The following is a 21,237-nucleotide window of genomic DNA, read 5'->3' as shown; positions in this document are numbered from 1 at the left end:
CCTTGTCCCCTTACCCTTCGAACGCCGCCAGATATTTCGCCAGAAGCGCATCCAACGCGCGAAATTCCGCCTCATCCAGCGCCGCCGTCAGCCGGTGCTGGTTTTCAACATGGGCCGTGACGACATTCTCGATCAGCGAAAGGCCCTTGTCGGTGAGGCCGATCAGCACGCTGCGGCCATCCTGCGGGTTGGCGATGCGTTCTACCAGATGCTGCTTTTCCAGCTGGTCGATGCGGTTGGTCATGGTGCCTGACGTGACCATGGTGGCGGCGAGGAGATCGCCGGGGGAGAGGCGGTAGGGTTTTCCGGAGCGGCGCAGCGTTGCCATGACGTCAAAACTTGCGCGTGACAGGCCGTGGGCGGCGAGCATCGCTTCGGTTTCGCGGATGAGATGGCCGTGAAGCCGCCCGAGACGGCCGAGCAGGCCCATCGGGGCGGTGTCGAGGTCCGGCCGCTCGCGCTGCCATTGGGCTAAAATTCTGTCGACGTGATCCATTCGGCAACTATGGCGGAATTTATCTTGACGTCAAGATTTACGGATCTATCTTGACGTCAAGATAAATGGAGATTTGCCATGTCCCGCTTGCGCGATGTCGGCCTCACCGCCCTTGCCCCAGCGATCTGGGGATCGACCTATATCGTGACGACGCAGCTTCTGCCGCCGGGGGTGCCGCTGACGGTTGCCATGCTGCGGGCACTGCCGGCCGGGCTTTTGCTGTTGCTGCTGGTTCGCCAACTTCCAACAGGCGCGTGGTGGTGGAAAAGTCTTGTGCTCGGCGCGCTGAATTTCTCGCTGTTCTGGGCTTTTCTGTTCGTATCGGCTTACCGATTGCCGGGTGGCGTTGCGGCAACCGTGGGCGCGGTGCAGCCGCTGATCGTCATCGGTCTGTCGCGGCAGGTGATGGGAACGCCGGTGCGGCCACTGGCGATCGTTGCCGGCATCGCGGGTCTTTGCGGCGTGGCGCTTCTGGTGCTGCGGCCGGGGGCAGCGCTTGATCCGCTGGGCGTTGCCGCAGGGCTTGGCGGGGCGCTCTCCATGGCTTTTGGAACGGTGCTCAGCCGCCACTGGAAGCCGGATGTTTCGCCGCTCACCTTTACCGCCTGGCAGTTGACGGCGGGCGGCCTGATGCTGGCGCCGGCAGCGTTTCTGCTGGAACCGGGGCTTCCGGTGCTGACCGCGCAAAATTACGCCGGCTTTCTCTATCTCGGCCTGATCGGGGCGGCCTTCACCTATATTCTCTGGTTCCGCGGCCTTGGCCGTATTGGCCCGCAGGCGGCCTCGGCGCTGGGTTTTCTGAGCCCGCTGGTTGCCGTGCTTCTCGGCTGGAGCCTTTTGGGGCAGGCGCTCGATGTGGTGCAGATGGTGGGTGTTATCGTGGTGCTCTTGAGCGTCTGGGCAAGCCAGAGAATCGCTGCGGCCGCCGGGCGCAAGAGCCCGGCGACCTGACGTTATACGTTAGAAACGGCTTACGCCCATTCGCCCTTGCGCATGACCGGCACCTTTGTGCCGTCGGCGCGAAGGCCGTCGATATCCACCTGGTCGGAGCCGATCATCCAGTCGATGTGGATGAGCGAGGAATTGCCGCCCTGCGCCTTGATCTGGTCGGGTGTCAGCGAGGCGCCGTCGAGGAAACATTTCGAATAACACTGGCCAAGGGCGATGTGGCAGGAGGCATTTTCGTCAAACAGCGTGTTGTAGAAGAGCACGCCGGAGGCCGAGATCGGCGAGGAATGCGGCACCAGCGCCACTTCACCCAGGCGACGCGCACCTTCGTCGGTATCGAGAACCTTGTTCAGCACGTCCTCACCCTTCGACGCCTTAGCCTCGACGATGCGGCCGGCTTCGAACCGCACCTGGATATTGTCGATCAGCGTGCCCTGGTGGGAGAGCGGTTTTGTCGAGGAGACATGACCTTCCACCTTCAGCGCATGGGGCGTGGTGAACACTTCTTCCGTGGGTATATTGGGGTTGCAGGTCACGCCGTTTTTCGCCTTGGAGGCGCCGCCGTGCCATTCATGGCCGTCGGCAAGGCCAACCGTCAGGTCTGTGCCGGGGCCGGTGAAGTGGAGGGCGGAAAAGCGCTCGCCATTGAGGAAGCTCGAGCGCTTCTTCAGGTTTGCATTGTGTTCGCCCCAGGCGGCAATCGGGTCCGGCGTGTTGATGCGCGAGGCGGAAAAGATCGCTTCGGCCAGCGCCCGCACGGCCTCCTGTTCGGGAAGATCCGGAAAGACCTGGCGTGCCCAGGCCGGGTTCGGATAGGAGCAGATGTGCCAGTTGATGTCGAAATTCGAGATCTTTTCGAGCGCCGGCTTGTAGGCGATGGAATTGGCCTTGTTGGCGCGCGACACCTTGTCCGGATCCTGCGATGCCAGCATCATCGGGTTGTCGCCGGAAATCGCAAGGCGCGCCGCACCCCCGTCATAGGCTTTCGCCATGCCCTCGTAGAGCCAGCCCGAGGCCTTGTCGAAACTGGCATCCGGCGCATACGCATAACGCGCAAGGGTGGTTTCCTCGTCGGAATAAAAGGTGGTGACGAGGCCGGCGCCGGCCATATACGCCTGTTTGGTGATGAAACGCACCAGCGGCAGGGCGGCAATCGGGGCCGTGATGATGAGATCCTGGTTCTTCTGCAATTGCAGCCCGACCTTGACGGCGACCTCCGCCAGCTTCTCCAGCTTGACCGGGTCTATGGCGCTGTTGATATCGAAATTCTGGGTCATGATCTGCCTGTTCTCAGGGTTTTACGGAATAGAATAGAGGCCGGAGATGGTGCGTCGCTCATCCCTCGGCAACGACGGAGGCGACAAGAGCGTTCAGAACCGCTTTCGCATCCGAAGGCGAAAGGCGCACCTGAAGCCCGCGCTGACCGCCGTTCATGTAGACGAGCGGTTCTTCCATGGCGGCGGCTTCGATGGCGGTTGGCACCGTCTTTTTCTGGCCAAACGGGCTGATGCCGCCGACGACATAGCCGGTCGCCTTTTCGGCATTGGCTGGTTTCATCATCGCCGCCGATTTGCCGCCAAAGGCTGCGGCGAGCTTCTTCATGGACACTTCGCGATCCGAGGGCACCACGACGCACACCGCTCTGCCATCCACTTCCGCCATCAGCGTCTTCAGGACACGATGCGGCGCCTCGCCGATCGCCTCTGCCGCCTGAAGGCCGATGCGCTCGGCGTTCGGATCATACTCATAGGTGTGGACGGTGAAAGAGACGCCGGCTTTGGCAAGGGCCTGCGTGGCGCGGGTGGTTTTGGACATGGCAGGATCGCTGGTTTTCTGAAGGCGGGATCAGGGTTTTGAAAAGAGCGCTGCATAGGTTTCAGGCTTGAAGCCGACCGTCAAGACGCCTTCGCCCTCCAGCACCGGCCGCTTGATCATCGAGGGCTGGGCCAGCATGAGGTCGATGGCCTTTTCACGGGTGAGATCGGCCTTGTCAGCCTCATCGAGCTTGCGAAACGTCGTGCCGGCGCGGTTGAGCACGGTGTCGAAACCGAGCTTTTCCGTCCATTCCTCCAGATGCCCGCGATCGATCCCTTGCGTCTTGTAGTCGTGGAACTGATAGGCGACGCCTTTTGTGTCCAGCCAGGCGCGGGCCTTTTTCATCGTGTCACAGGCCTTGATGCCGTAAAGGGTGATCATCTTTTTCTCCGGGTTGGACAGCTGCGTTCGGTGTGCAAATGTCTACAAAAATGCCAAATGGTAAAGCCTTGTTCATCCGGCATGCGGTTGCTGCATGGCTCCCATCCTCTCTTGTGCGTTGCAGCGAGCGGCAGGTGCTCCCATATTGGGGTCATCACAAAGGAGATGAACATGTCTACGAATTTGAGCAGCATGCGCGGTGGCTTCATTGGTCGTGCCATCGCTGTTTTCGGTGCAGCCGCAGCCGCTTCCGCCGCCGTTGAAGGGGGTCGCAAGCCTCAGTCCCGCGATCTGGTAACGCTCGGCATTGACCCGAAGGCGTTCGACCGCATGTCCTGATGCCCTCATGCTGGCGCCTTGCCGGCATGATCCCGCGAATGGGTGCGCGAGCAGGGTTTTTCCTGTTCGCGCCTTATATCTGAAGTCGCGTATTTAAGTCAGCGTTAACCGCATCCGTTCATTCTGTCGTCTTCGATGGGGGTGATGATTTGAGCGCGGTTCACGATCTGGAATTCAGGCAGCCTGCGCAAAGTGGCGAAGAGACGTTACGCCTTGCCGTGACGCGTCTTTCCGAGCAGGCATCGGCCCTTGGTCTGCATCTCGTCGATATCGCAGGCACCATCCAGGATACGGCAGCGCGCTCGGCGCAGCAGGCCACGCTTCTCACGCGCATTACCGGCGCTGCCCAATCGATTGCCGATGGCAACCGCACGATTGCGGCAGCCGTTGGCGAAACCGACAAGCTTGCCACCGGTGCCCGCGTGGTGCTTGGCGAACAGGCGGTGCAGCTGGAAGGCTCGATTGCCGCCATCGACCATATGGTCACGGTCTCCCAGGACATCGGCAACGAGATCCGCTCCTTTTCCGCAGCATTAAACGCCGTTGGCAAGCTGGCCGATGAAATCGGCACGATTGCCCGCCAGACCAACCTTCTGGCGCTCAATGCCGCCATCGAGGCGGCGCGGGCGGGCGAAGCAGGCAAGGGTTTTGCCGTGGTGGCCGCCGAAGTGCGCACCCTTTCTCTGCAGACCTCGCAAACCACCGCCTCCATCCAGCAGACCCTCACCCATCTCGGCAGCCGCATCGAAAAGCTGATTGCGGCCGGCGAAGGCGCGCGCGTATCGGCAGAAGGCGTCAAATCCACCGCCGAGGGGGTGCAGGGCTCCTTCCATCAGGTGGAAGATGTGATGGCCCGCATTCTCGATGGCGCCTCGGCACTGTCCGGCACCACGGAAGCGGTTGACCGCCAGTGCGGCGAGTTTGCCGCAACGATTGCCACGACCGCAAGCGCAGTCCTTGCCTCCAACGAGGATCTGCAGAAGACATCGGCACGTGTGGGCGATGTCGTCACCATCAGCGAACGGATGATCCAGGCAAGCGCCAGCACCGGGATTGAAACGCCGGATACGCCTTATATCCAGCGCGTGATGGCGGTGGCCACCGATGTCAGCGCGCTCTTCGAGGAGGCCGTGCGCCTGCGCCGTATCGACATGGCCGCGCTGTTTGACCGAGATTACCGACCAATTGCCGGGACAGATCCGGTGCAATACCGCACCCGCTTTAGCGATTTTACCGATCAGGTGCTTTTCACCTTGCAGGAAAGGGTGGCCGGCAGCGATGAGCGCATCGCGTTTTGCGCCGCCGTGGACGAGAACGGCTATCTTCCGACGCACAATGCAAAATTCTCGCAGCCACAGCGCGCCGGCGATGCCACATGGAACACGGCAAACAGCCGCAACCGCCGTATCTTCAACGACCGGGTGGGGCTTGCGGCCGGGCGCAGCACGGCGCCTTTCCTGCTGCAGACCTACCGGCGCGATATGGGCGGCGGGCAGTTCGTGCTGATGAAGGATATTTCCGCACCGATCACCGTCAACGGCCGCCACTGGGGTGGGATGCGGCTTGCGATCCGCGCATAAAATCTGACGGGTATGCCCCGGATGCGGGGTCAGCCCTTCGGCGCCATGGCCGACCAGACCGGCCGGCTGACGCTTTGCAGAAGCTCCGGCGCCACGCCGTCGATGCGGGCGATGACGGCCTTGGCCAGTTCCCGGCCAGCCTGGCGTACATCCTCGTTGATCGTGTAAATTTCCGGGCGGATCCAGTTCAAAAATTCCGCCGACTGTTTTGACACCATGTCGACAGTGTCTCCAAGCCGCGCGCCGGCAGCTTCCAGGCCTGCCACGAGCGCAATTGCCGAACTGCCGCTGATTGTCACAATGCCGTCCGGCGGCTCTGCCGAACTCATCAGCGCCTGCATATGGGTGCGGATGCCGTCCAGAGGTGCCTCGCTGGTGAGGCGACCCATGGCCACTTCCGTCGCGCCGAACTGCGCAAGGCCGCGCTCGAAACCGATGCGGGTGTGCAGGTAATAAGAGAGCTTGGCCGGCGGTGCCAGAAGCGCGATGCGGCGCCGGCCCTTGGAGGCGAGCTTTTCCACTGCCTGAAAGGCAAAGCTTTCATTGTCGAAATCATGAAACGGATGGCAGATGCCCATATCGGTGCGGCCATGGGTGGCGAAGGGAAAATTGCGCTCCGTCATCAGGGCAACGCGCGAGTCATCCGGGGCAGTGCGCGAAATGATCACGCCATCGGCCGAACCGGTGTCGAGAATGTAGCGCACCGGCGCCATCGGATCCTTCTGGTGGGCATGCGGGGTCAGCACTAGATGGTATTGCGTGCCGGCCAGAACCTCGGAGATGCCGAACATCATCTGGCTGGTGAAGCCCATCAGCTCCTCCTCGATACTCAATACCAGCGCGATGACATTGGTCTTGCCGGTCCTCAAGCGCACGCCGGCGCGGTTCGGCTGGTAACCGAGCTGGGCGGCCACAAGGCGCACGCGCTCCTTCGTGTCGGCGCCGATATCGGGTGCATCCTTCAGCGCCCGCGAAACCGTGGTGATGCCGAGCCCGGTCATATAGGCGATCGTCTTCAGCGTCGGGCGCCCGCCACCGGCAGTACTCCGCTCGGCATTCTTGGAAACAATACTATCGTTCATGCACATCCATCCGGTTCAGGCGCGCGACTATAGCGGTCTTCGTAGTCCCTGGAAACGAATGCCTCCTTCTGGCCGGAGATTTTCCGGAGACTGAAACTGTAACGTTACAGGAAAAATGTCGAGGCCTTTTTTACCACCGGACGCTGTCGGATTGCGCGACGGTTGTACAACGCAGGCGCGGCATTTATTTTGCAGATGCGAAAAGAAGGAAACGCATTTTTCCGATAAGATCGGAAAATATTTCCAATAACCGGCCTTTATTAGTCTTTTTCGCACCTGCTCAATACCATCTAAGGTGCACTCATTGGTTGTTTCATCGGAATAGATGAAAAAATCCCGCTCATGCCGGTTGCAAGCGTTCTGATATTGTCATAGGTTTTTTTACGGCAACGTTTCAGTGAGGGAGGAGACTCATGAATATGCGTGCATTAAAGGCCATTCTCGTGGCAAGCGCGATGTTACCCGCGACCTATGCAGGGGCTGCGGATCTGGAAGTCACCCATTGGTGGACCTCGGGAGGGGAGGCCGCGGCGGTGAAGGAACTGGCCAAGGCGTTTGACGCCACCGGCAACAAATGGGTCGACGGCGCGATTGCCGGATCCGGCGGCACCGCCCGCCCGATCATGATCTCGCGCATCACCGGCGGTGACCCGATGGGTGCCACCCAGTTCAACCATGGCCGACAGGCCGAGGAACTGGCGCAATCCGGCCTGATGCGTGACCTGACGGCGGTTGCCGAAAAGGAAAAGTGGAAGGACATCATCAAGCCGTCGAGCCTGCTCGACAGCTGCACGATTGATGGCAAGATCTATTGCGCGCCGGTCAATATCCACTCTTGGCAGTGGCTGTGGCTTTCCAACGCCGCCTTCAAGAAGGCCGGCGTCGCGGTGCCGAAAAACTGGGACGAATTCGTCGCAGCCTCTCCGGCTCTCGAAAAGGCGGGCATCATTCCGCTCGCCATCGGCGGCCAGCCCTGGCAGTCGACCGGCGCCTTCAACGTTCTGATGATCGCCATCAGTGGCAAGGACGTGTTCCAGAAGGTGTTTGCCGACAAGGACGCCAAGGTGGCGGCTGGCCCCGAGATCGCCAAGGTGTTCAAGGCCGCCGACGATGCGCGCCGCATGTCCAAGGGCAGCAATGTTCAGGACTGGAACCAGGCCACCAACATGGTCATCACCGCCAAGGCCGGCGGCCAGATCATGGGTGACTGGGCGCAGGGCGAATTCGCGCTCGCCAACCAGACGGCTGGCGTCGATTACACCTGCCTGCCGGGTCTCGGTGTCAACGAAGTCATCTCCACCGATGGCGATGCCTTCTACTTCCCGCTTCTGAAGGACGAAGCCAAGTCCAAGGCGCAGGAAGTGCTGGCCTCCACCATCGTCAGCCCTGCCGTGCAGGTGGCATTCAACCTGAAAAAGGGTTCGCTGCCGATCCGTGGCGATATCGACCTTGCAGCCGCCAATGACTGCATGAAAAAGGGTCTGGAAATCCTTGCCAAGGGCAATGTGGTGCGCTCCACCAACCAGATGATGTCGGCCGACAGCCAGAAGCAGCTCGAGGATCTGTTCTCGGAATTCTTCGCCAAGTCCTCGATGACCCCGGATGCCGCGCAGAAGCGGTTTGCCGAGATCATTGCCGCCGCCGATTGATCCCGTTCGTGCCGGCCCTCCTTAAGGGGGTGCCGGCACGGCCCGCTTGCGCAAATGGCCTCGCACTGTGTGCGGCTTCACCCGCAGGTGCCAATCACAATCATCGACGTATGTGACATCGACGTGTTTGACCAACGGCTGTGCCCGTCATGGACGGGCCATCGCAACGGCGAAGCCTTGACCGGATGACGACCGCCTTGCCGCTGACGGCAGCCATTGAGAAGGAGGATGCCCCATGAGCACCCGCGCTGAGGCGCCCGGCCCGACCCATGCAAGCCAGAACCATGCAAGCCTGGCCCCTGCAAGGCCTGTGGCCCGCCGGCCCAACCAGCTTTTTCGAAACCTGAATTCCAAGATCGCCTCGATCCCGATGATCCTTGTCGCGGTCTGCGTGTTTCTCGGCGGTACGCTGTGGACGGTGCTGTATTCCTTCACCAATTCCAAGCTTCTGCCGCGCTTCAGTTTTGTCGGGCTCGACCAGTATTACCGCCTGTGGGATGCGCCGCGCTGGGTGATTTCCATCCAGAATCTGGCCATCTACGGCATTCTATCGCTGATTTTCAGCCTCGCCATCGGCTTTCTTCTGGCAGCCCTGATGGACCAGAAGATCCGTTTCGAAAACACCTTTCGCACGATCTTTCTTTATCCCTTTGCGCTGTCCTTCATCGTCACCGGGCTTGTGTGGCAGTGGATCCTCAATCCGGAATATGGCGTGCAATCCATCGTGCGCAGCCTTGGCTGGGCGGATTTCACCTTCGATCCGCTCTATGATGCGAGCATCGTCATCTATGGCGTGCTGATCGCCGGTCTCTGGCAGGGGACCGGGCTCGTCATGTGCTTGATGCTGGCGGGGCTTCGCGGCATCGACGAGGATATCTGGAAGGCCTCGCGCGTCGACGGCATTCCGATGTGGCGCACCTATCTCTTCATCGTCATCCCCATGATGCGGCCTGTGTTCATCACCACGCTCGTCATCATCGCAAGCGGCATCGTCAAGGTCTACGATCTCGTGGTGGCGCAGACGAGCGGCGGTCCCGGCATCGCGTCGGAAGTGCCGGCAAAATACGTCTACGACTACATGTTTCAGGCGCAGAATCTCGGCCAGGGCTTTGCCGCCTCCACCATGATGCTGCTCACCGTCGCCATCATTGTCGTCCCCTGGGCCTATCTGGAATTCGGAGGAAAGAAGCGTGGCTAATATTTCCACCCTCAACACCACCGCCGCCGGCATCGATGCCGTGTCTGACCGGGTCGGTTCCGGCCCGAGCGGCCGCAAGCCGCGCAAGGTCATCTCGCAGCGTAACATCATCCTTTACGGCCTCTTGGGCGTCGCAGCACTCTATTACCTCGTGCCGCTCTATGTGATGGTCGTGACGTCGCTGAAGGGCATGCCTGAAATCCGCATGGGCAACATCTTCTCGCCGCCGCTGGAAATCACCTTCGAGCCCTGGGCAAAAGCCTGGGCGAGCGCCTGCACCGGATTGAACTGCGATGGTCTTTCGCGCGGTTTCTGGAATTCTGTGCGCATCCTCGTGCCCTCCGTCGTGGTCTCCATCGCGGTTGCCTCCGTCAGCGGTTATGCGCTCGCCAACTGGCGCTTTAAGGGATCGGACGTGTTCTTCTCGATCCTCATCGTCGGCGCCTTCATTCCCTATCAGGTGATGATCTACCCGATCGTCATTCTTCTGCGGGAACTCGGCATCTACGGCACGCTGACCGGCCTCGTCATCGTCCACACCATCTTCGGCATGCCGATCCTGACGCTGCTGTTTCGCAACTATTTCACCTCGCTGCCGGAAGAACTGTTCAAGGCAGCGCGCATTGATGGCGCCGGTTTCTGGCAGATCTTCCTGCGCATCATGCTGCCCATGTCGCTGCCGATCTTCGTTGTTGCGATGATCCTGCAGGTGACCGGCATCTGGAACGACTTTCTGTTCGGCGTCGTGTTCACCCGGCCAGACAGCTATCCGATGACCGTGCAGCTCAACAATATCGTCAACTCCGTGCAGGGGGTGAAGGAATACAACGTCAACATGGCCGCCACGCTTCTGACCGGCGCGGTGCCGCTGATCGTCTATTTCGTCTCCGGCAGATTGTTCGTCCGCGGTATCGCCGCCGGCGCAGTAAAGGGCTGAACTCCATGGCCACCAGCGTTTCCATTCGCGATCTCTCGCTCTCCTTCGGTGCTGTGACCGTGCTGAAGGATCTGAACCTCGATATCCACGACGGGGAGTTTCTCGTGCTGCTCGGCTCGTCCGGCTGCGGCAAGTCCACGCTTTTGAACTGCATTGCCGGCCTGCTTGAGCCGACGGAAGGGCAGATCTACATCAAGGACCGCAACGTGACCTGGGAAGAACCCAAGGATCGCGGCATCGGCATGGTGTTCCAGTCCTATGCGCTTTATCCGCAGATGACGGTGGAGAAAAACCTCTCCTTCGGCCTGCAGGTGGCCAAGATGCCAAAAGCCGATATCGACAAACGTGTCGCGCGTGCCTCCGAAATTTTGCAGATCGGGCCGCTTTTGAAGCGCAAGCCCGCTGAACTCTCGGGCGGCCAGCGCCAGCGCGTGGCGATCGGCCGGGCTCTGGTGCGCGATGTCGATGTTTTTCTGTTCGACGAGCCGCTCTCCAACCTCGATGCCAAGCTTCGCTCGGAACTGCGCGTGGAAATCAAGCGGCTGCACCAGCAGCTGAAGAACACCATGATCTACGTGACGCATGACCAGATCGAGGCGCTGACGCTGGCCGACCGCATCGCCATCATGAAAAGCGGCGTCATCCAGCAGCTGGACGATCCGATCGTCATCTATAACCGCCCGAGAAACCTGTTTGTCGCCGGCTTTATCGGCTCGCCCTCGATGAATTTTTTGCACGGGGAGATCAACGAGGTGAACGGCCAGCCGGTGTTTTCCACGCATGGCGTCAATTTTTCGCTCGCCGGCTACCAGACATCGGAGCCGTTGAAGGCGGGGCGCAAGGTGGTGCTCGGCGCGCGCCCGGAACATATCGCCATTGACAGCGATGTCATGGGCGGCGAGGCGCATGAGGCGGTCGTCGATATCGAAGAGCCGATGGGCGCCGACAATCTTCTCTGGCTGAAACATGCCGGGCACCTGATGTCCGTGCGCATCGGCGGCGCCCGCCGTTACGCGCCGGGCTCCAAGGTGCGCATGGCCTTCGACATGAGCATGGCCTCGCTGTTCGACGCCGAGACGGAAGACCGCATCTGATGGTCGTGCCGTGCAGACAGAAGGCCCTCTCTGGCCTGCCGGTCCTCTCCCCCACAAGGGGGGAGAACCGATGGGGCCGCCGCGCAATCCTTTCCATGACCTTTTGCCGGCATGAGCCGGAGGAAACGGGGCGCTTTCGGGGATCTGTCTCCCCCCTTGTGGGGGAGATGGCCGGCAGGCCAGAGGGGGCTTTTCTCCTCGCGTCCGCCGCGCCCCAAAGCGCAGCAGAAGGAAAATCGCCATGACCATGATCGATCTCTCAGGCACCTGGCGCCTGTCCTCGCTGGATCAGGAAACCACCGCTCTGATGCCGGTTCCCGGCGACGTGCATACGGCGCTCAAAAATGCCGGACTGATTGCCGATCCCTATGTCGGGCGCAACGAGCAGGATCTCGGTTGGGTGGCGCAAACCGACTGGCAGATCGAGCAGGATTTCCAGCTTACGGATACAAGCGGCGACTGGTATCTCGATGTGACCGATCTCGATACGGTGGCATCAGTCGAGATCAACGGGCAGGTGGTGCTTCAGGCCGATAACGCCTTTCGCCGTTACCGACCGGATGTAACGCAGGCGCTGAAAACAGGCGACAACCGTATTCGTATCGTGTTTTCCTCCAGCATCCGCGAAGGGGCCGAGCGGCAGGCACACCAGCCCTTTTACATCCCCTATTCCACCGCCAATTCACCGATCCCCAACGGTAACATGCTGCGCAAGCCGCAATGCCATTTCGGCTGGGACTGGAATATCGCGCTGGCGCCCCTCGGGCTCTATGGCACGATTGCGCTGAAGAAGCTGGAAACGGCGCGCATTGAGCATGTGGTGACCCATCAGGTGCATGGTGAAACCGGTGTCGACGTGACCGTGACGGTGACACTTCACGCCGAAGCTCAAGGTTATGTTGCCCTTGTGCTGGAATTGGGCGAGGAGCGTGTCAAACTTGATTGCGGGGTAAAGCCCGGCGAGACGACGGTCTCCTATATCTTCCACATTGATGAACCGCGGCTGTGGTGGCCCTCCGGCAGCGGCGAACAGGCGCTGTATACACTGACGGTCGAGTTGCCAGACGAGACCGCCACCCGCCAGATCGGCCTTCGCACGGTAGAACTTCTGACCGACAAGGACAAGGACGAGGCGGGCAGCCGGTTTGCCTTTGCCATTAACGGCCGTGAAATCTTCTGCCGCGGGGCAAACTGGATCCCCGCCGATGCGCTGTTTTCGCTGACATCTGAGAAGAAGACGCGCGATCTCCTGCAATCGGCTGTCGATGCCAACATGAACATGATCCGCGTCTGGGGCGGCGGGTTTTATGAGGCCGACTGGTTTTACGATCTCTGCGACACGCTCGGGCTGATGGTCTGGCAGGACTTTCAGTTTTCCTGCAATCTCTATCCCTCGACGCCGGATTTTCTGCAGAATGTTGCAGCCGAGGTGGATTATCAGGTCCGCCGTCTCTCCTCGCATCCCTCCATCGTGCTCTGGTGCGGCGATAATGAACTGGTCGGCGCGCTCACCTGGTTCAAACAGTCCATCGAGAACCGCGACCGTTACCTCGTTTCCTACGACCGGCTGAACCGGGTGATCGAACAGGGGCTGGAAAAGGCAGCACCCGAGGCGATCTGGTGGCCGTCGAGCCCCGCGTCCGGTTATCTCGATTATGGCGACGCCTGGCATGCCGATGGTTCCGGCGACATGCATTACTGGTCCGTCTGGCACGAGAACAAGCCGTTTGCGGACTACCGCAAGGTTCGCCCGCGCTTCTGCTCGGAATTCGGTTTCCAGTCCTATACGTCGCTGCCTGTCATCAAGACCTATGCTGCCGACACCGACATGAACATCGCCTCGCCTGTCATGGAGTGGCACCAGAAAAATGTCGGCGGCAATGAGCGGATCGCGGCGACAATGTTCCGCTATTTTCGTTTTCCGGAAGGTTTTGCCAATTTCGTCTATGTCTCCCAGGTGCAGCAGGCACTCGCCATCCAGACGGCTGTCGATTACTGGCGCTCGCTGAAACCCCATTGCATGGGCACGCTTTATTGGCAGCTGAACGACACCTGGCCGGTGGCCTCCTGGGCAAGCCTCGATTACGGCGGCAGCTGGAAGGTGCTTCATTATCTGGCGCGGCGGTTCTTTCAGCCGGTGGCGGTGGCGGCGATCCCGTCCGAGGATGGGTCGGAGATCCGGATGTCGCTGGTCAACGACACCTTGTCGGATGTGACGGTGAGCCTTGCCCTGTCGTTGTTGACGCTGTCTGGCGAACGGCGCGACCTTCTGTCGGTGGATGCGGTGGTGGGGCCGGATGCGGCGGTGACGGCGATTACCGTGTCAGCGGCAGACATCCCACCCGACTGCCTGCTCGCCTGGCATTTTTCCGCATCGAACGGCATGGGCGGCGAGGGGCATTTCGTGCCCGGCACCTACAAGGGGCTCGATCTTCAGCCATCACAGCTGACGATGAGCGTTTCGCCGGCGCCGGAGGGCGGTTTTGATCTTCTGGTGCAGTCGGATGGTCTGGCGCTTTTCGTGATGATCGAGACCGAAACGCCCGGCCGTTTTTCCGACAACGCGTTTGATCTGGCGGCGGGCGAAAGCCGGCGGATCACCTTTTCGCCCACCGCTTCCGAGGCGCTTTCGGAGGCTCCACAATTTCGCATCTATGACCTGCACTCGTCTTCGGTTGCAGGCTGAACCACACGTCAAGAAAAGGGCCGGTCGGCCCGGGAGGATGACATGACCAAGCTCGGTTTCCAACTCTACAGCGCCCGCAACTTTCCCCCGCTCGTGGAAACGCTGTCCAAGCTTTCTGCCGCCGGTTACGCGCATGTGGAAGGTTATGGCGGCATCTATGCCACGATGGACGATGCGGCGCTGAAGGCGCTGCGCGCCGATCTTGATACGGCGGGCCTCACCATGCCCACCGGCCATTTTGGCCTCGACATGCTGGAAAAGGAACCGCAGCGGGCGCTGAAAGTCGCCGATACGCTCGGCATCAAGGCGATCTATTGCCCCTATCTGCTGCCGGATCTGCGACCCACCGACGCCAGCGGCTGGTTCGCCTTCGGCCAGCGCCTGCAGGAGGCAGGAAAGCGGTTTCGCGATGCGGGTTACGTGTTCGGCTGGCACAACCATGATTTCGAGTTCAAGGCGCTCTCCGACGGCTCGACGCCGCAGGAGCAGATCTTTGCCGGCGGGCCGGAGCTTTCCTGGGAGGCCGATATTGCCTGGGTGGTGCGCGGTGGCGCCGATCCCTTCGCCTGGATCGAAAGTTACGGAAAGCGCATCAGCGCCGTCCATGTGAAGGACATCGCACCCGCCGGCGAAAACGCCGATGAGGACGGCTGGGCCGATGTCGGCCACGGCACGGTGGCCTGGAAGGATCTGATGGCGGCGCTGAAGACCACGCCCGTCGAGTATTATGTTGTCGAGCATGACAATCCGAACGATCTCGACCGGCTGATCACGCGCTCGATTGCCGCCTTCGACAGCTACTGACGCTATTTTTCAAAGGTTCGGGCCATCAGGTCCGAACCCATCCCGTCGAAATCTGCCGGCAGGACATTTTTAAGATCCCGTCCGCAGACGTTTCCTAAACACATCCTTCATCCGGAGCGCCCCATGGCCAAGGAACTCGGTGTCGGCATCATTGGATGCGGCAATATTTCCACCACCTATTTTTCGCTGGCCCCGCTGTTCAAGGGCCTGAAAATCCTCGCCTGCGCCGACATCAACCGCAGCGCGGCAGAACTGCGCGCCGAGGAGTATGGCGTCGTGGCGCAGTCGATCGACGAACTTCTGGCAAACGATGAGCTGGATGTGATCGTCAACCTCACCATTCCCGCCACGCATTTTGCCGTGTCGAAGGCGATCCTTGAGGCGGGCAAGCACGTCTATTCGGAAAAGCCGCTGGTCCTGTCGCTCGAAGAGGGCGAGGAGTTGCGGGCGCTCGCAAAGGCGAAAAACCTCTCCATCGGCTGCGCGCCGGATACGTTTCTCGGCGGTTCGCACCAGCAGGCGCGTCAATATATCGACGCGGGTGGCGTTGGCCGCATCACGTCCGGCACCTGCCATGTGATGAGCCCCGGCATGGAAATGTGGCACCCGAACCCCGGCTTCTTTTTTCTCGCCGGCGGCGGGCCGATCCTCGATCTCGGGCCGTATTATATCGCCAACCTCATCAACCTCATCGGGCCGGTGAAACGCGTTGGCGCGCTCACCTCCATGGCAAACCCGACGCGCACGATTTCCAGCCAGCCGCTTGCCGGTCAGCAGATCCCGGTGGAGACGCCGACCAATATTCATGCGCTGCTGGAGTTTGAGAGCGGCGCGACGATCACGCTCTCGGCCAGCTGGGATGTCTGGTCGCACCGCCATGCCAATATGGAGCTTTATGGCACCGAAGGTTCGCTTTACGTGCCCGACCCGAACTTTTTCGGCGGCACGGTGGAAGCCTCCGGCCGCAACAAGGATATCCAGCCGCTGGAGGCCTGGGATCATCCGTTCGGCAAGGCGAACCAGGAAAGCCCCAATGGCCCGCGCGCCAATTACCGCACCGCCGGCCTTGCCGATATGGCGATGGCGCTGATTGACGGGCGCGATCCGCGTTGCTCGCTGGAACGCACGCTGCACGGTATCGACGTGATGACGGGTATTTTGAAATCCGGCGAGGAAGGGCGGTTCATCGACATGACCACGACCTGCACGCAGCCGGCAGCACTGGGCATCGATGAAGCCCTGGCGCTGCTGCGCTGACAGCGGACGCCGGCCGCGCCTTCGGGACGGGGCGCGGCCGGCCGTAACACAAGTGATGATGTGCAGGAGACAAAGCGACCATGATCCGCAATCCCATTCTGCCGGGCTTCAACCCCGATCCGTCGATCTGCCGCGTCGGCGGGGATTATTATATCGCCACCTCCACCTTCGAATGGTTTCCGGGCGTGCAGATCCACCACTCGCGCGATCTCGCCAACTGGACGCTGGTGCGCCGACCGCTGGAGCGCAAGAGCCAGCTCGACATGCGCGGCAACCCCGACAGCTGCGGCATCTGGGCGCCGTGCCTCTCCTACGCCGACGGCTTGTTTTACCTCGTTTATACGGACGTGAAGCGGCTGGACGGCAATTTCAAGGACGCGCACAACTACATCGTGACGGCCGAAAACATCGAAGGCGAATGGTCCGATCCGGTTTACGTCAACTCCTCCGGCTTTGATCCGTCGCTGTTTCATGACGATGACGGGAAAAAATGGTTCCTCAACATGCAGTGGAACCACCGCACGGAAAGTTATGGCGGCGCGCCGAAGACGCCGGCTTTCGACGGTATTTTGCTGCAGGAATGGGAAGCAGCGACGGGCAAGCTCATCGGGCCGGTCAAGAACATCTTTGCCGGCAGTGCGCTGGGGCTGGTGGAGGGACCGCATCTCTTCAAGCGCAATGGCTGGTATTACCTGACGACAGCCGAAGGCGGCACCGGTTACGATCATGCCGTCACCATGGCGCGTTCGAGAACCATCGACGGCCCGTATGAGATGCATCCGGATACGCATCTGATCACCTCCAAGGATCATCCGGAGGCGGCGCTTCAGCGCGCTGGCCACGGGCAATATGTGGAAACGCCTGATGGCGAGGCCTATCACACGCATCTCTGCGGACGCCCGCTTGCGCCAAAACGCCGCTGCACGCTGGGGCGCGAAACGGCGCTGCAAAAATGCGTCTGGCGCGACGACTGGCTGTATCTTGCGCATGGCGGCGTGGCGCCGGCCGTCGAGGTGGAGGCGCCAGCGGGAGCCGAGACGGTTGCAAAGGTGTCGCGTGTCGAAAATGCCTTTGACGGACCTGATCTGCCCGCAGATTTCCAGTGGTTGCGCACGCCCGAGCCGGAGCGGATCTTCAGCCTTGCCGAACGCCCCGGCTTCCTGCGGCTTTTGGGTCGTGAAAGTATCGGTTCGTGGTTCGAGCAGGCGCTTGTGGCACGCCGTCAGGAACACCATGCGTTTCGCGCCGAGACGGTGGTGGAGTTTTCACCCGACACCTACCAACAGGCCGCGGGACTGACGCATTATTACAACCGGCACAAGTTCCATGCGGTTGCCGTTACCCTGCATGAGCAACTCGGCCGGGTGATCACCCTGTTCTCCTGCCCCGGCGATTACCCGCATTCGCGGATGATTTTTCCCGTCGGCAGCGGCGAGGCGGTGGCGGAGGGGCCGGTTCATCTCGCTTTGGAGGTGAAAGACAACGACCTGCAGTTCTTCCAGCGCTCGTCGCCCAGTGGCAACTGGCAGCCCTTCGGCCCGGTGCTCGATGCGGGCGTGATTTCCGACGAGGGCGGACGCGGCGAACATGGTTCGTTTACCGGTGCCTTTACCGGCATGTTCGCTTTCGACATCACCGGACGCGCAATGCCGGCCGATTTTGCGATGTTTGCCTACGAGCCGCTCTGAATCTTCGCAAGGCTTAAAATTCTATATTTGAAATACCACAGCCGGCAGTCATGCCGGCTTTTTTCGTTTCGGCGGGGATATCGACAAAAAATACGGTGAACAATAATTTTATAGTATGATTTTTCCCATATTTGTTGCCAATTATATCATAAAAAACAGAGGTACTGCTTTTTAAATCGCCGTTTTTTGCAAAATACAACTCGACTTTATTTCCTATGTTGACGTATTACTGAGGAGCGGTGTGGTGAAAATTAATTTGTGCCTTGATATTCAAGAGCTTGGTGGTTGCCGGCGATGCTTGGGGGAGCGCAATGGCGGTTATCGGTCATCCAGCGGAGGTTGATCGGGTGCCGGAACTGGAGGGGCTGGGTTGCGCGTATTGGATAATCCGCTAACTGCATTCAATTTGCGGGTCTTCTGTACTTTGATGGAAGAGATGAATGTGACGAATGCGGCGGCCAAGCTGCAGCTGTCACAGCCGGCGACAAGCCTCGTCTTGAAGCAGTTGCGAGAGATTTTCGGTGATCCGCTGCTGATCCGTAGTGATGGACGAATGGTGCCCACGGAGCGGGCGCTGATGCTGCAGCATGGCGCCGCACGGGCGCTGGCCGACCTGAATGCGCTGATCGCCCATCCCGGCGCCGTGGACCTTGAAAGCCTGCGCCAGACCTTCACGCTGGCGCTCTGTGCGACTTTGTCGCCGGCCCTGCTGACGGCTTTTGTCGGTGAGGTGACAAGGCTTGCGCCGGCGGTGCGGCTGGTCATGCGCCCGGCTCGCAGCGGCAATGATGCCGCAGGCCTGCTTGCCTCCGGCGTGGCCGATGTGGCGATCGGTCGCTGGAGCGATCCCCCGGCCTATCTGCACCGGTCCATGCTGTTCGAAGAGGAGTTCGTCTGCCTTGTTGATCGTGGCCATGCCTTTACACGCACGGCACCGACCTTTGCCGACTATGCCGATGCCCGCCATGTGGTGGTGCATGAATGCGCCGAGGATGGTGCAGAGGCGCTGGAGGTGCGCGGTGCATCGCTGCAGATCGCGCGGGAACGCAAGGTGGTGGCATCCGACCATCTGGTTGTGCCGCACCTGCTGATCGGCACCGATCTTGTGGCAACCGTAACGCGCGATTTTGCAAGGCACTTTGTCCGCACACTGCCGCTTGCCATGCTCCCCTGTCCCGTGCCCTACCCGCGGGCGCATTTTTATCAGTTGTGGGATGGACGCTGCGAATATTCCCCGGCGCACAAGTGGCTGCGGGAGATGCTGGCCTCGGCCTCCCGACTGTCCCAGGAAGCCTGAGTGGCTGCACCACACCGCTTCGTTTCGCAGCCCGGCAGAGGCAATGATCGCCAACACCGCAACCGGTGTGGCTTTCGTGCAAGTGCCTGAGAGAGGGATAATGGTGGCCGAAGCGCTTTTCGCGGTGACCATATTTCAACTGATACCGCCGATGTCTCGACGGCGCCATCTTCTGACAGTTGAACGTCGCAGCATATCGCCGGTGGCGTGGCGCGCATCGAGCTTGTCGAGGGCACGATCGGCAACGTTATCATCTCCGGAAACCAGCGCGTCAAATCGTCCATCGTGATTGATCGTTTCGAGGTGCTGCCGGGGTCCATCCCGAACATCCAGCTTCTGGAGCGTCGCCTGTCGTCGGTCAATTCCAACCGTAACTTCCGTGTCACGGCAGGGTTGAAACCCGGTGAAAACCGGGAACGACCGACCTGCAGCTGGATGTGTCCGGCGAGCTTTGGTATCTCGGCGGCTCAACTTCGCTGCCGGCCTATGAACTGTCGTCGCTATCGGGCGATACCGGTTTTTATCTCGCAAACCAGGTGCGTTACGGCTCCGTGCCGATCAACGAGGCGGTGGGCCAGGCGCTTGGCATGCCGTTCAATTCCGGTGTGCGGGCCTTTTTCGATGTCGGCGCGGTGTTTGACGATTACCTGCGCGGCGAACCGAGCAGTTTCTACGCGGATTTCGGCGTGGGTTATGATTTCGATATCGGTGGCCACCTCAACGGCGACCTCTCCGTTGCCTGGCCGGTGGATCCTGATATGAACGACAATATCGACGTGTCCAATCCGCGTTTCCTGTTTACGGTCTCGGCCAATTTCTGACCGTCCGGGAGAGGGCAGGGTTCAGGCCCGAACACGGCAAGGCCGCCGGATGGATCAGCATCCGGCGGTCCTTTTGTGTCAGCCGATCACGTCGATGCTCTGGTAGTTCTGGTCTCTGGGGCGATTGAAGAGAAGCTTGACGTGCCGTCCTTCGATGCGCTGCAGCGGATAGGGGTAATCCTTGCCCAGCGCGGCGGAAAATGCAGCGGCGTTTTCTCGTGGCACGCAGATGTGATCGCAGGGATAATCCGTCATGATGCGGAAAAGGATGTAATCGAGACCGAGCAGATGCTCGATGAGGTCCTTCGAACTGGTCCCGAGCGATTGCAGGTGTTGCTCCTCGATCTCGATGAACATCAGGGGCCGGTCGCGGGCAATCGTCTTGGCAGCGCCCTTCAGCGCTTTCAGTTCCGATCCCTGGATATCCATCTTGATGAAGCCGACCGGCGGCAGGTGGAGATCGTCCAGGCACTTGCTGATCGTAAGGTCGCCCGTGGAACGCCCGGCACTCACCCTCAGCGCGCCATTGTTGATTTTCTCGCCCGTGTAACTGAAGGGTTCCATCGCAAGGACGTCCAGATCGCGGTCTGAGATCGCGAAGCGGAACGAGCGGACATTGTGGCATTCGTTCAGAAGCAGGTTGTTCTGCAGCAGTGAAAACGTCAGCGATTGCGGCTCGAACGAAAACACCCGTCCCTGCGGAACGAGCCTCGACATCAGGACGGAGTGGCTTCCAAGATTGGCACCGAGATCGATGACGTTCCAGTCGCGCTGCAGCAGGCGGCGGGCCAGATCCTCGAAGTGAGTTTCGTTGATCCCCTTCGCCATGATCGACTGGAACAGATAGTCGTTGCGAAGGCCGGTAAACGAGCCAAACGCATTGGTGAAGGCGGAAACCTGCGGCAATGGCGCCGTCGCCTTTGCGATCCACTGAAACAGCGATCGAGGCCGCATGGCCGCCACGCTTTTCAGAAACGGCCTCATTTCATGCAGTTTTGCAAGCATGTGTGCTGCCATGTCCATCCGCTTCACAAGGTCGGTTTCATCCGATGTGCAACTTTTCAGTGTTGGCGAGCGTATCACACCGGATGGTTCCGTCCATGCCCTTGTGCTGGTTCATGCGCGTGGGATGAATTGCCCACAGAATAGTCCGGAGTTTTCCGGC

19 protein-coding genes are annotated in these 21,237 nt (G+C 60.5%); 13 read left to right on the top strand and 6 right to left on the bottom strand.

Annotated features, from left to right (window positions below):
* Positions 1-10: 10 nt before the first annotated feature.
* The gene (locus AC4CWF_RS17260) at positions 11-496 is read right to left on the bottom strand and encodes a MarR family winged helix-turn-helix transcriptional regulator (protein WP_491282860.1); all 486 of its coding nucleotides are present in this window, start codon (positions 494-496) and stop codon (positions 11-13) included.
* Between the two features lie 78 nt (positions 497-574).
* Here AC4CWF_RS17260 and AC4CWF_RS17255 point away from each other — a divergent pair, with 78 nt between their 5' ends.
* Positions 575-1,447 (top strand): EamA family transporter, encoded by an 873-nt coding sequence (locus AC4CWF_RS17255; protein WP_491282859.1) that lies wholly within the window; start codon positions 575-577, stop codon positions 1,445-1,447.
* 20 nt (positions 1,448-1,467) lie between these two features.
* On the opposite strand, the gene AC4CWF_RS17250 is transcribed toward AC4CWF_RS17255, so the two are convergent.
* From AC4CWF_RS17250 to AC4CWF_RS17240, 3 genes are read right to left on the bottom strand one after another with little or no spacing between them, the layout of a single operon-like run.
* On the bottom strand, positions 1,468-2,721 hold the full coding sequence (locus AC4CWF_RS17250) for an aminopeptidase (RefSeq protein WP_491282858.1): 1,254 nt from the start codon (positions 2,719-2,721) through the stop codon (positions 1,468-1,470).
* 58 nt (positions 2,722-2,779) lie between these two features.
* Entirely contained in the window at positions 2,780-3,259 is a 480-nt protein-coding gene (gene ybaK, locus AC4CWF_RS17245) for a Cys-tRNA(Pro) deacylase (RefSeq protein WP_491282857.1), read from the bottom strand.
* Between the two features lie 30 nt (positions 3,260-3,289).
* Entirely contained in the window at positions 3,290-3,640 is a 351-nt protein-coding gene (locus tag AC4CWF_RS17240) for an ArsC family reductase (RefSeq protein WP_491282856.1), read from the bottom strand.
* A 171-nt stretch (positions 3,641-3,811) separates the two neighbouring features.
* Between AC4CWF_RS17240 and AC4CWF_RS17235 the strand changes: the two genes are divergently transcribed.
* Positions 3,812-3,979: a hypothetical protein gene (locus AC4CWF_RS17235; RefSeq protein ID WP_491282855.1), complete on the top strand. Its 168-nt coding sequence runs from the start codon at positions 3,812-3,814 to the stop codon at positions 3,977-3,979.
* A gap of 149 nt (positions 3,980-4,128) precedes the next feature.
* Positions 4,129-5,559, top strand: a complete 1,431-nt coding sequence (locus tag AC4CWF_RS17230; protein WP_491282854.1) for a methyl-accepting chemotaxis protein — start codon at positions 4,129-4,131, stop codon at positions 5,557-5,559.
* A 29-nt stretch (positions 5,560-5,588) separates the two neighbouring features.
* Here AC4CWF_RS17230 and AC4CWF_RS17225 read toward each other — a convergent pair whose 3' ends face one another.
* On the bottom strand, positions 5,589-6,641 hold the full coding sequence (locus AC4CWF_RS17225) for a LacI family transcriptional regulator (RefSeq protein WP_491282853.1): 1,053 nt from the start codon (positions 6,639-6,641) through the stop codon (positions 5,589-5,591).
* A gap of 413 nt (positions 6,642-7,054) precedes the next feature.
* Between AC4CWF_RS17225 and AC4CWF_RS17220 the strand changes: the two genes are divergently transcribed.
* The 10 genes from AC4CWF_RS17220 (at position 7,055) to AC4CWF_RS17175 (ending at position 20,072) form a co-directional block, all read left to right on the top strand.
* Positions 7,055-8,290 carry an ABC transporter substrate-binding protein gene (locus tag AC4CWF_RS17220; protein ID WP_491282852.1) on the top strand — a complete coding sequence of 412 codons (1,236 nt, stop codon included), beginning with the start codon at positions 7,055-7,057 and terminating at the stop codon, positions 8,288-8,290.
* 235 nt (positions 8,291-8,525) lie between these two features.
* Complete coding sequence (locus AC4CWF_RS17215) at positions 8,526-9,488, top strand: carbohydrate ABC transporter permease (protein ID WP_491282851.1); 963 nt, start codon at positions 8,526-8,528, stop codon at positions 9,486-9,488.
* Positions 9,481-10,425: a carbohydrate ABC transporter permease gene (locus tag AC4CWF_RS17210; RefSeq protein WP_491282850.1), complete on the top strand. Its 945-nt coding sequence runs from the start codon at positions 9,481-9,483 to the stop codon at positions 10,423-10,425. Before AC4CWF_RS17215 ends, AC4CWF_RS17210 begins: the two co-directional genes overlap by 8 nt.
* Positions 10,426-10,430: 5 nt before the next feature.
* Positions 10,431-11,519: an ABC transporter ATP-binding protein gene (locus tag AC4CWF_RS17205; protein ID WP_491282849.1), complete on the top strand. Its 1,089-nt coding sequence runs from the start codon at positions 10,431-10,433 to the stop codon at positions 11,517-11,519.
* A 241-nt stretch (positions 11,520-11,760) separates the two neighbouring features.
* Positions 11,761-14,205: a beta-mannosidase gene (locus tag AC4CWF_RS17200; RefSeq protein WP_491282848.1), complete on the top strand. Its 2,445-nt coding sequence runs from the start codon at positions 11,761-11,763 to the stop codon at positions 14,203-14,205.
* A gap of 42 nt (positions 14,206-14,247) precedes the next feature.
* On the top strand, positions 14,248-15,009 hold the full coding sequence (locus AC4CWF_RS17195; RefSeq protein ID WP_491282847.1) for a sugar phosphate isomerase/epimerase family protein: 762 nt from the start codon (positions 14,248-14,250) through the stop codon (positions 15,007-15,009).
* A 123-nt stretch (positions 15,010-15,132) separates the two neighbouring features.
* Entirely contained in the window at positions 15,133-16,266 is a 1,134-nt protein-coding gene (locus AC4CWF_RS17190; protein WP_491282846.1) for a Gfo/Idh/MocA family protein, read from the top strand.
* Between the two features lie 80 nt (positions 16,267-16,346).
* A complete protein-coding gene (locus tag AC4CWF_RS17185; RefSeq protein ID WP_491282844.1) occupies positions 16,347-17,954 on the top strand; it encodes a glycoside hydrolase family 43 protein in 1,608 nt (535 codons plus the stop codon).
* Between the two features lie 436 nt (positions 17,955-18,390).
* The gene (locus tag AC4CWF_RS17180; protein WP_491282843.1) at positions 18,391-19,251 is read left to right on the top strand and encodes a LysR family transcriptional regulator; all 861 of its coding nucleotides are present in this window, start codon (positions 18,391-18,393) and stop codon (positions 19,249-19,251) included.
* A gap of 437 nt (positions 19,252-19,688) precedes the next feature.
* Positions 19,689-20,072 carry a hypothetical protein gene (locus AC4CWF_RS17175; RefSeq protein ID WP_491282842.1) on the top strand — a complete coding sequence of 128 codons (384 nt, stop codon included), beginning with the start codon at positions 19,689-19,691 and terminating at the stop codon, positions 20,070-20,072.
* A gap of 78 nt (positions 20,073-20,150) precedes the next feature.
* Here the strand turns inward: AC4CWF_RS17175 and AC4CWF_RS17170 are convergent, their stop codons facing one another.
* A complete protein-coding gene (locus tag AC4CWF_RS17170) occupies positions 20,151-21,089 on the bottom strand; it encodes an FkbM family methyltransferase (RefSeq protein WP_491282841.1) in 939 nt (312 codons plus the stop codon).
* Positions 21,090-21,237: the final 148 nt, after the last annotated feature.

Source organism: Neorhizobium sp. PAMB6630 (assembly GCF_058242775.1).
The sequence above is the reverse complement of the archived record's forward strand: the minus strand, read 5'-3'. Positions and strand labels throughout refer to the sequence as shown.

Bases quoted from the DNA above. Each gene is read 5' to 3' on its own strand.
- AC4CWF_RS17200 (WP_491282848.1), top strand. From the start codon at position 11,761: ATGACCATGATCGATCTCTCAGGCACCTGGCGCCTGTCCTCGCTGGAT.
- ybaK (WP_491282857.1), bottom strand. From the start codon at position 3,259: ATGTCCAAAACCACCCGCGCCACGCAGGCCCTTGCCAAAGCCGGCGTC.
- AC4CWF_RS17190 (WP_491282846.1), top strand. From the start codon at position 15,133: ATGGCCAAGGAACTCGGTGTCGGCATCATTGGATGCGGCAATATTTCC.
- AC4CWF_RS17260 (WP_491282860.1), bottom strand. From the start codon at position 496: ATGGATCACGTCGACAGAATTTTAGCCCAATGGCAGCGCGAGCGGCCG.
- AC4CWF_RS17250 (WP_491282858.1), bottom strand. From the start codon at position 2,721: ATGACCCAGAATTTCGATATCAACAGCGCCATAGACCCGGTCAAGCTG.
- AC4CWF_RS17180 (WP_491282843.1), top strand. From the start codon at position 18,391: ATGAATGTGACGAATGCGGCGGCCAAGCTGCAGCTGTCACAGCCGGCG.
- AC4CWF_RS17220 (WP_491282852.1), top strand. From the start codon at position 7,055: ATGAATATGCGTGCATTAAAGGCCATTCTCGTGGCAAGCGCGATGTTA.
- AC4CWF_RS17235 (WP_491282855.1), top strand. From the start codon at position 3,812: ATGTCTACGAATTTGAGCAGCATGCGCGGTGGCTTCATTGGTCGTGCC.
- AC4CWF_RS17225 (WP_491282853.1), bottom strand. From the start codon at position 6,641: ATGAACGATAGTATTGTTTCCAAGAATGCCGAGCGGAGTACTGCCGGT.
- AC4CWF_RS17215 (WP_491282851.1), top strand. From the start codon at position 8,526: ATGAGCACCCGCGCTGAGGCGCCCGGCCCGACCCATGCAAGCCAGAAC.
- AC4CWF_RS17240 (WP_491282856.1), bottom strand. From the start codon at position 3,640: ATGATCACCCTTTACGGCATCAAGGCCTGTGACACGATGAAAAAGGCC.
- AC4CWF_RS17205 (WP_491282849.1), top strand. From the start codon at position 10,431: ATGGCCACCAGCGTTTCCATTCGCGATCTCTCGCTCTCCTTCGGTGCT.
- AC4CWF_RS17195 (WP_491282847.1), top strand. From the start codon at position 14,248: ATGACCAAGCTCGGTTTCCAACTCTACAGCGCCCGCAACTTTCCCCCG.
- AC4CWF_RS17255 (WP_491282859.1), top strand. From the start codon at position 575: ATGTCCCGCTTGCGCGATGTCGGCCTCACCGCCCTTGCCCCAGCGATC.
- AC4CWF_RS17185 (WP_491282844.1), top strand. From the start codon at position 16,347: ATGATCCGCAATCCCATTCTGCCGGGCTTCAACCCCGATCCGTCGATC.
- AC4CWF_RS17170 (WP_491282841.1), bottom strand. From the start codon at position 21,089: ATGGCAGCACACATGCTTGCAAAACTGCATGAAATGAGGCCGTTTCTG.